1 protein-coding gene is annotated in these 2,422 nt (G+C 70.2%); it reads right to left on the bottom strand.

Annotated features, from left to right (window positions below; translation table 11 throughout):
• Window positions 1–2,422 (bottom strand): type I polyketide synthase (locus tag G5C65_RS35495; protein ID WP_165303175.1); only part of this gene is annotated, 2,422 nt, incomplete at both ends.

Below are 2,422 nucleotides of genomic sequence, written 5' to 3'. Positions count from 1 at the left end.
GCCAAAAACCCCGCCAACCCCACCGGCGTCGGAAAATCAAACACCATCGTCACCGGCAACGAAACCCCCAACACCCCCACCAAACGATTCCGCAACTCCACCGCCGTCAACGAATCCAAACCCAAATCAGAGAACGACGCCCGAATATCGACCCGGTTCGGATCGGCGTGCCCCAGCACCGCGGCCGTCGCCTTGCGCACCACGTCCGACATCACGCGATGGCGCTCTTCGCCGCTCAGCCCCTCCAGCTCGTGCAGCACATGGCCCGATGGGGACGCGTCCCGGGCGCGTACCACCGAGCGCAACACGGCCGGGACCCGGCCCTGGATGCCGGAGCTGCCTATCCGCGCGGGGACCAGGACGGGATCAGCGGTGGCGAGCGCCGCGTCCAGGAGCGCGAGCCCCTGCTCCGCGGTGAACGGCAGAATGCCGATGCGGGCCATCCGCGCCAGATCCGCCTCCGTCATGTCGCTGGCCATCCCGCTCTCCGTGGACCACACGCCCCAGGCGAGCGACTGCGCAGGCAACCCGCTGGACCGCCGTTGCCAGGACAAGGCGTCGAGGAAGGTGTTCGCGGCGGCGTAGTTGGCCTGCCCCGCCGTGCCGAGCACACCGCTCACGGAGGAGAACAGCACGAACGCGGCCAGGTCCATGCCGGCTGTCAGCTCGTGCAGGTGCCATGCGGCATCGGCCTTGGGCCGGAACACCGTCCTGAACCGTTCGCCGTCGAGTGCTTCGACCACCCCGTCATCGAGGACGCCAGCCGCGTGGATCACCGCGGTGAGCGGGTGTGCGGCTGGTATGGAATCCAGCAGGTCCGCGACGCTGCTCCGGTCGGAGACATCGCAGGAGGCGACGGTCACGTCCGCGTCCAGCCCGTCAACCGCGGCCTCGGCCCTGCGGCCCACCAGCAGGAGGTGGCGCACGCCGTGGTTGTCCACCAGATGCTTCGCGACGAGCCGGCCCAGTACACCTGTCCCTCCGGTGATCAGCACCGTGCCGTCGGGATCGAGCGCGGTGGGTTGTTCCGCCGTCCGCGCGGCGCGGGCAAGCCGTCGGACCGACACCTCACCGGAGCGGATCGCGACCTCCGGCTCGCCGGTCCCCAGCGCGACGGGGAGCAGCGGCAGTCCCTCTTCGTCAGACTCCACCAGGGCGAATCGTCCGGGATGCTGCGACTGCGCGGAACGGACCAGGCCCCACACCGGTGCCAGGGTCCACTCGTCCCCCCTCGTGACCAGCACCAGCCGACGCGACGCGAAACGCTCCTCCGCCAGCCACTCCTGAACCAGCGCCAGCACCCGGCTGGTGGCATCGAGGGCGGCATCCGGCGCATCGCCGCTGCCGGGCTCGACCGCGACCACGACATCGCTCTCTCCGTCCAGGGTGGCAAGCGAGTCGTCGGCGCCGAGGTACGCGTAGTCGTTGTGGTGCTCCGCCGTATCCGTATCGGATGCCGGTACCCACTCGGCGCGGTACAACCAGTCGTCCACGTGGGTTCGAGCCGCGCGGAGCTGCCCGGGGGACACCGGGCGGGTGGTCAGCTCATCTACCTGGACGACGGTACGGCCCGAGCCGTCCGTACCGAGCAGGGAGACAGTGTCCCGGCCGTTGGGAGCGAGCCGCACACGCAGCGTCCTGCTCTCCGTGGGGTGGACGGTCACGCCGCTCCAGGAGAACGGCAGGCGGACCTCCGGAAGGTCGTCGACCAGCAGCACGTGCAGCGATGCGTCGAGCAGTGCCGGGTGCAGCCCGAAGCCGTCGGTGTCCATGTCATCGGGCAGCTGCACGTCGGCGTAGCAGACGTCCCCGTCCCACCATGCCTGCCGCAGTCCGCGGAATCCCGCTCCGTAGCTGTAACCGGCTTCGGCGCACTGCGCGTACACCTCGGCCGCGTCGACGTGGACGGCGCTCGGCGAGCGTTCGGGGAGACGCTTCAGGGCGGGGTCGCCCGCGGTCAGCGTGCCGGTCGCGTGCTTGAGCCATTCGGTCTCGTCATCCAGCCGTGAGTGGATCGACACCGGGCGCCCGCCGTCGTCCCCGATCGCCCCCACCCTGACCTGAACCGCCACGGCGCCGGTCGCGGGCACGACGAGAGGGGCCTGCAGCACGAGTTCGCGCAGTTGCTCCTGCGCTGCCTGCCGACCGGCCGTCAGAGCGAAGTCGACCATCGCCGTGGCCGGCAGGAGCACGACATCGAGCACTTCGTGGTCGGCGAGCCAGGGATGTGTCCGCAGCGAGAGCCGCCCCGTCAGGACGCATCCGTCCTCACCGAGATCGACGACCGCGCTCAGCAGCGGATGATCTGGCGAGGCCAGCCCGGCGGTCGTGACGTCACCGTCCGCGGTTTGCGGGGCGAGCCAGTAGTGCTCGTGCTGGAAGGGGTAGGTGGGCAGGTCGGCTATGTGGCCGGGGGTGTGGG

It is taken from the genome of Streptomyces boncukensis (assembly GCF_011045075.1).
Lineage (GTDB): Bacteria > Actinomycetota > Actinomycetes > Streptomycetales > Streptomycetaceae > Streptomyces > Streptomyces boncukensis.
The sequence above is the reverse complement of the archived record's forward strand: the minus strand, read 5'-3'. Positions and strand labels throughout refer to the sequence as shown.